Below are 6,154 nucleotides of genomic sequence, written 5' to 3'. Positions count from 1 at the left end.
CATACTGGTAGTTGAAGGTGGGCAGTCCCCATTTGAAGCGAACCGCGAGCAGCCGCAGCACGAAGCCAATACCAATGGCGCCGAATGCCGCCCAATCATTAGGCAGACCCTGTGCAAGAGCCAGGCAGTAAAGCCCGGCCGTGATGAGGGAGACGCCGGCATAGAGCTCACGGCGAAACACCAGCGGGATACGCTGGCACAGCAAATCGCGCAGCACACCGCCGAAGACCCCGGTGACCACGGCCATGATGCAGGCGATACCTGCGCCATGGCCCATCTCCAGCGCCCTTGCTGCGCCAAAGATGGAGAAGACCACCAGTCCCAGGGCATCGAGGGCCATGAACAGCTTGCCGAGGTAGCGCATCAAGGGGGCGCAGATGACGCTGACCAGGGCGGCGCCAGCGACCAGCACCACGTAGAGGGGATGCTCGACCCAGAGCAGGGGATAATGTCCCAGCAGCACGTCTCGTATGGTACCGCCGCCGATGGCCGTCGCCGACGCTATGATGACGACGCCAAACAGGTCCATTCGCCTACGGCCCGCCGCCAGCGCGCCCGTCATTCCTTCGGCGACCAGGCCGAGCAAGAAGAGTGCATGTAACATAAGAAATACCCGGGTTCGAGAAAGGTCCGCATCCTAACAAGCCTTTGCCAGCCCTACAAGCACTCTCATATTCACATTAGATTAAGTAATGAAAAGGGGGCTGTCGCCCCCTCTTTTACTTATGAAACTATCCTCTTAATCTCTGATCTGCTCATCCCGGTACTGATCGACCCACATGGCGGTGGCGCCACAGATGGCCACCGGCATCACGAACAGGTTCACCACGGGAATGGCGGAGAAGAGGGTCACCAGGGCGCCGAAACTCAGGCACTTGCCACGGCGCTGCTTGAGGGCATCGCGCATGGTGACGAAGTCTATCTTGTGGTTGTCAAAGGGGTAGTCCACATACTGGATGGCCATCATCCAGGCGCTGAACAGGAACCAGATCAGCGGGGCCAGGGTCTGGCCCACGACCGGGATCAGGAACAGGATCAGGCAGCCAATCGCCTTGGGCAGGTAATATTTCAGCTTGGTCCATTCGCGGCCAAAAGTGCGCGGCACATCCCGGACGACGTCGAGCATGCCAGTTTCGGCGCTGGTCTGGCCGGTGAGCTGCTGCTCTACCTTCTCGGCCAGCAGGCCGTTGAAGGGAGCGGCCACCCAGTTTGCTACCGAGCTGAACAGGAAGGAGAAGACCACCAGTATGGTCAGCAGGGCGATGGGCCAGAGCAGGTAATCGAGCCAGGATAGCCAGGAGGGGATCTGCTGGTGCAACCAGGCGAACAGGCCATCGAGCTGCAGCAGCAGGGCGTAGAAGGCACCGGAAAACAGCAGGAAGTTGACCAGCAGCGGGATCAGCACGAAGGTGCGGATACCCGGTTGACGGATCAGCGAGAAACCGCGCAGGAAGTAGTCTGCACCGCTGATTGAGTCTTTGACTAGGGGGCGTGATTGGCTCATATGAGCTCCATCCATGACAGGGAACAGCCTGCATATTACAAACAAGCCATTGATTTGGTAAAGTCATCGACCCGCCGCCCCACTATTTAGTCCGGATATAGGCCTACATGCGTCTGAAATTGATCAAGCTCGCCGGCTTCAAGTCGTTTGTCGAGCCGACCAAGATAGTGCTCAGTGCTGACATGACCGCCATAGTGGGTCCCAACGGCTGCGGCAAATCCAATGTGATAGACGCCGTGCGCTGGGTGCTGGGGGAGAGCTCGGCCCGCCATCTGCGCGGCGAGAACATGACAGACGTCATCTTCAATGGCTCTCTCAATCGCAGCCCCCATGGCCGCGCCTCGGTCGAACTGGTGTTCGACAATCCCCACAACAGAGTGCCAGGTGAGTTTGGCCGTTTCAGCGAAATCTCGGTGCGCCGCGAGGTGCTGCGAGATGGCAGCAACCATTACGAAATCAATGGCCAGAAATGTCGGCGCAAGGATGTCACCGATCTCTTCCTCGGCACGGGCCTTGGCCCGCGCAGCTACGCCATCATAGAGCAGGGTACCGTCAGTCGCCTGGTGGAGTCGCGCCCGGCAGATCTCAAGCTGTTCATGGAGGAGGCCGCAGGGGTCTCTCGCTACAAGGAGCGGCGCCGGGAGACCGAACTGCGCATTCGTCATACCCAGGAGAACCTGGAACGGCTCGGCGACATTCGCAGCGAGCTGGGCAGCAGGCTCGACCATCTGCGAGCCCAGGCACAGACCGCCGAACACTACACCCAGCTCAAGAGCCGCTCGCGCGCCGCCCGCGCCGAACTGATTGGCTCCGAGCTGTGGGCGCTAGAGACCCGCTTGGCCCAGGCCAAGGAGGAGCTGGCCAAGGTGGACCTTGCCATTGCCGCCCTCGATGCCAAGCGCAGCCAGGACGATAGCCACCACATCAGCCTGTCGGTGGCCCGCCAGGAGGCCCAGGCCGAGCAGACGGCGCGCCAGCAGCAGCTCTTCCTCGGAGGGCAGGCCATCGCACGTCTCGAGCAGCAGCAACTTCATCGCGATGAGCTGGGGCGTGACTGGCAGACGCGCAGCATCGCACTGACCGAGCGCATCGAAGGGCTCAAGGGGCAACTGGCCGAACTCTTGACCGAACAGGCCACCCAGGCGCTGACGGCCGAGCAGGAGGAGGCCCGGCTCGAGCAATGTGAGCAGTTATTTGAGGAGCAGCAGGTGCGGCGCTTGGCTGCAAGCGAAGCCCTGGAGGGCGCCCGGGCGCGGCAACAGCAATGGTTGCAGCAACAGGCTCAGCTGCAATCCAACCTCAATCAGACTCGCACTCAGCAAAATGGTCTGCAGGAGCTGCAGGCCAAGACCCGGCTTGCTCGCCTCAAGCTCGAGGAGGAGCAAGGGGATCCCCTGGCCGGTCAACCGGACTTGCAACCCGCACTGGAGGCTCTGGGCCGCGAGCTCGAGCTGACCCGCGCCAAGAACGGGGAGCTGGCCGAGTTAGTCCGCGCGAGCAGTGCCCATCATCAGAGGCTCAATGAACGGCAGCAGCAACAGACCAGTCTGCTGCGCGAGCTCGATGCCCGGCTCACCACCCTGGATCAGATCCTGGGTCCGCAACTGGGCGGCGACAAATTGGCCGATGGCTTGCAGGTTTCGTCAACCTGGGCCCAGGCCCTGGACAAGGTACTGGGTCGCTGGATCACGGCCAGCGCGGCCGATACTTGCCCCGAGGGTCATGAAGGGCTCTGGATTGGCCCGGCGGAACCCGCTGTGCCAGGCACGCTGGGGGCTGAAGTGGCGGGGACGCATATCCCGGCATTTCTCAATGGCATCTGGCTGGCGCAGGATTTGGCGGCGGCCCATCAGCAGCAAACACAGCTGGCGGCGGCGGAGTCTGTGCTCACCCCCGCAGGAGACTGGCTCGGGCGCAACTGGGCCGATTTGGGTCAGGATGGTGCTCTGGGTCCCCTGGCTCTGCAAGGGGAGTGGGAACGATTGCACCAGGAACGCAGCCAGGCCGATGGTGAGCGCCGCAGGCTGATCAGTGCCCTGCAAGAGGCCGATAGACTGCGAGTGCAACAGCAGGCATCCCATGAAGCGCAAAGCCGGATGCTGGCCGAGCAGGAGCTGAACTGGCAGCGCCAGCGCGAAGCCTGGAGTCAGCAGCAGGGGCAGCGCCAGGAGCGGTTACTGCGCCTGGGCCAGCTTGGTGAGGAGCTGCGCCGCCTCGATGCCGAGCAGGCATCTGAGTCCAGTCGAAGCGAAGCGCTTGCCCGGGAGTTTGAGTTGATTGATGCCCAGTTGCAGGAGCATCTGGCGCAAGGAGAGGCTGAGCGTGAAGCGCGGCAACTGGCAGAGGAGCTGGGACGGCGAGCAGAGCAGGAGCTGGAGGCTGCGCGGGGGCGCCGCGAGCAGCAACTGGCGAGCAGCCAACGCTTGCAGCTGGCACGTCAGAATCAGCAGCAGATCATTGCGCTGCGCGAGCAAGAGCTGGCAAGGCTCGGCTTGGAATTGGCGCAGCTCAAGGCCCCGCAACAGACAGTGGGTCAGGATCTGTCGCCCCTGCTCAATGAACAGCGCAGTCTGGAGACGGCGCAACTGGCCTGCCATCAACGCATCGCCGAGCTTGATCAGACGTTGGCCGAGCTGGAGCTGACCCGGGCAGCGGATCGCAACGTGCTGGTGACGCTGCAAGAGCAGTTGGCCCAGCTGCGCCTCGAGCGTGAACGCAACCTGACCCGTCGTCAGGGGCTGCATGAGCAATTCGAGGAGTTGGGGGTGCGGCTGATCGATCTCGACCAGGCGGTGCTGATCGCCGCCAATCGCACGGCCCTGCGCCAGGAGATCCAGACTCTGGAGAGTCAGGTGGCTGCACTTGGTGCCATCAATCTGGCGGCACTGGCGGAATATGAGGAGGCGAAAACCCGGGCCAGCTACCTGGAAAATCAGTGCCAGGATCTCGAGCAAGCCTTGGAAACCTTGGGCCAAGCCATTAAAAGAATTGATAAAGAGACACAAATACGCTTCCGTGACACTTTCGATAAGGTCAATGAAGATTTAAAATCCCTGTTCCCCAAGGTGTTTGGGGGCGGGAGCGCCTGGCTGGAGCTCACATCCGACGATCTTTTAGAGGCCGGGGTGAGTATCATGGCAAGACCTCCGGGTAAGAAGAATGCTACCATTGCCCTGCTTTCCGGGGGGGAGAAGGCCTTGACCGCGCTGGCGCTGGTTTTTGCCATCTTCAGACTCAATCCAGCGCCTTTCTGTTTGCTGGATGAGGTGGATGCACCGCTCGATGAAGTGAACGTCGGTCGCTTCTGTTCTCTTGTCAAAGAGATGTCGAGCACAGTACAGTTCGTTTACATCAGTCATAACAAGGTCTCCATGGAGATGGCTGAACAACTGATCGGCGTAACGATGCAAGAGCCTGGTGTCTCACGCATTGTCTCGGTTGATATCGGTGAAGCCGTCGCTTTGGCTGAGCAAAACTAGAAAGAGAAGCAGCTAATGCAGGAATTGCGTTACATCTTGGTCGCCTTGGGCGGGATTGCCATAGCGGCATTGCTCATTCACGGGTTGTGGAGCAACAGGAAGAATCGTCAGTCCCCGATCAAGGAGAAACCCTTGAACCGGATGGACACCAAAGCACGGGATCGTGATAGCGATGCCTTCGATAGCGACGGCGTTGGCCAGGTTCGCGTGGTCAGTGCTGGCCGCCGTGCTGAGCCCAAGCTGCAGCCCGAAGCCGCGCCTAGCCATGACTACCTCGATGATGATGAGGACGAGTTGCCGCCGCCAGCCCCGCGCAAACCGGTCGCCCGTCCCGTCGCGCCGCCTCCTGTCTATGACGAGGAGGAGGAGATCTACGAGGAGCCAGCGCCTGCGGAGCCTGTGCGCAAGCCCGCCCAGGTCAATCGCCGCACCCCTGTCTATCGCTCTCGTCCCCAGCACGAACCCGCGTTGCAGCCGTTTGACGACGAACCTCAGCCCGAGCCGGCCTACACCAGTGGCCTCAGCTTTGGGGAACAGACCGTGCGTGCCGAACCCCGTCAGGCGCCAAAGCATGTCGAACCGCAGTTTGATGAGCCCCAGTTTGAGCCAAGGGCAGAGGCGAGAGTGCAGCCCCGCGCCGAGGCAAGGGTCGCTCCCGTGCAGGCACCTGTCTACGCCCCCGTCTATGACGAGCCAGAGCAGGATCGCGCCCCCGTCGAAAAGATTTGGCAGGATGTCTATGTGATCAACCTGATGGCTCGCCCCGGTCAGGAGCTGCAAGGGGCTGCCTTGTTGGCCTCCCTGCAATCCCTGGCATTCAAGTTCGGCGAAATGGATATCTTCCACCGCCACGAAGGGCTCGATGGGCACGGTGAAGTGCTGTTCTCCATGATCAATATGGTCAAGCCAGGTACCTTCAATCCGTACCGTATGGAGCAGTTCAATACGCCTGGGGTCTCCCTGTTCATGCAGCTGCCCTTGCGCAGCAATGTGGCCTTCGCCTTCGAACACCTGTTGCAAGCCGCCGATCAGCTGGCAAGCGATCTGGATGCCATGCTGACCGACATGGAGCGCAGCCCGCTCAGCGATGAGACTATCGACCGGTATCGCCGTGAATTGGCTGCCTTCGAGGCCAGCCGCGACTGAGAGTCCCGCGCTGTCGAGTGAATAA

General features: G+C 61.2%; 4 protein-coding genes. 2 read left to right on the top strand and 2 right to left on the bottom strand.

Features of this window, described 5'->3' with window-relative positions; genetic code table 11:
* The coding region (locus G113_RS07920) for a trimeric intracellular cation channel family protein (protein ID WP_040319024.1) at nucleotides 1-604 on the bottom strand (604 nt) is incomplete at its 3' end.
* A 135-nt stretch (nucleotides 605-739) separates the two neighbouring features.
* Nucleotides 740-1,504, bottom strand: coding sequence for a sulfate transporter CysZ (gene cysZ / locus G113_RS07915; protein ID WP_005898354.1), 765 nt, complete (start codon nucleotides 1,502-1,504; stop codon nucleotides 740-742).
* Between the two features lie 107 nt (nucleotides 1,505-1,611).
* On the opposite strand from cysZ, the gene G113_RS07910 reads away from it, so the two are divergent.
* Nucleotides 1,612-4,983: an AAA family ATPase gene (locus G113_RS07910; RefSeq protein ID WP_005898352.1), complete on the top strand. Its 3,372-nt coding sequence runs from the start codon at nucleotides 1,612-1,614 to the stop codon at nucleotides 4,981-4,983.
* 15 nt (nucleotides 4,984-4,998) lie between these two features.
* A complete protein-coding gene (zipA, locus tag G113_RS07905) occupies nucleotides 4,999-6,129 on the top strand; it encodes a cell division protein ZipA (protein WP_005898350.1) in 1,131 nt (376 codons plus the stop codon).
* The last annotated feature ends 25 nt before the right edge of the window (nucleotides 6,130-6,154 follow it).

Source organism: Aeromonas molluscorum 848 (genome assembly GCF_000388115.1).
In the GTDB taxonomy this organism is placed as follows: Bacteria; Pseudomonadota; Gammaproteobacteria; order Enterobacterales; family Aeromonadaceae; genus Aeromonas; species Aeromonas molluscorum.
Note: the sequence above shows the minus strand (reverse complement) of the source record. Positions and strands in the feature narration are given on the sequence as shown.

Bases quoted from the DNA above. Each gene is read 5' to 3' on its own strand.
- cysZ (WP_005898354.1), bottom strand. From the start codon at position 1,504: ATGAGCCAATCACGCCCCCTAGTCAAAGACTCAATCAGCGGTGCAGAC.
- G113_RS07910 (WP_005898352.1), top strand. From the start codon at position 1,612: ATGCGTCTGAAATTGATCAAGCTCGCCGGCTTCAAGTCGTTTGTCGAG.
- zipA (WP_005898350.1), top strand. From the start codon at position 4,999: ATGCAGGAATTGCGTTACATCTTGGTCGCCTTGGGCGGGATTGCCATA.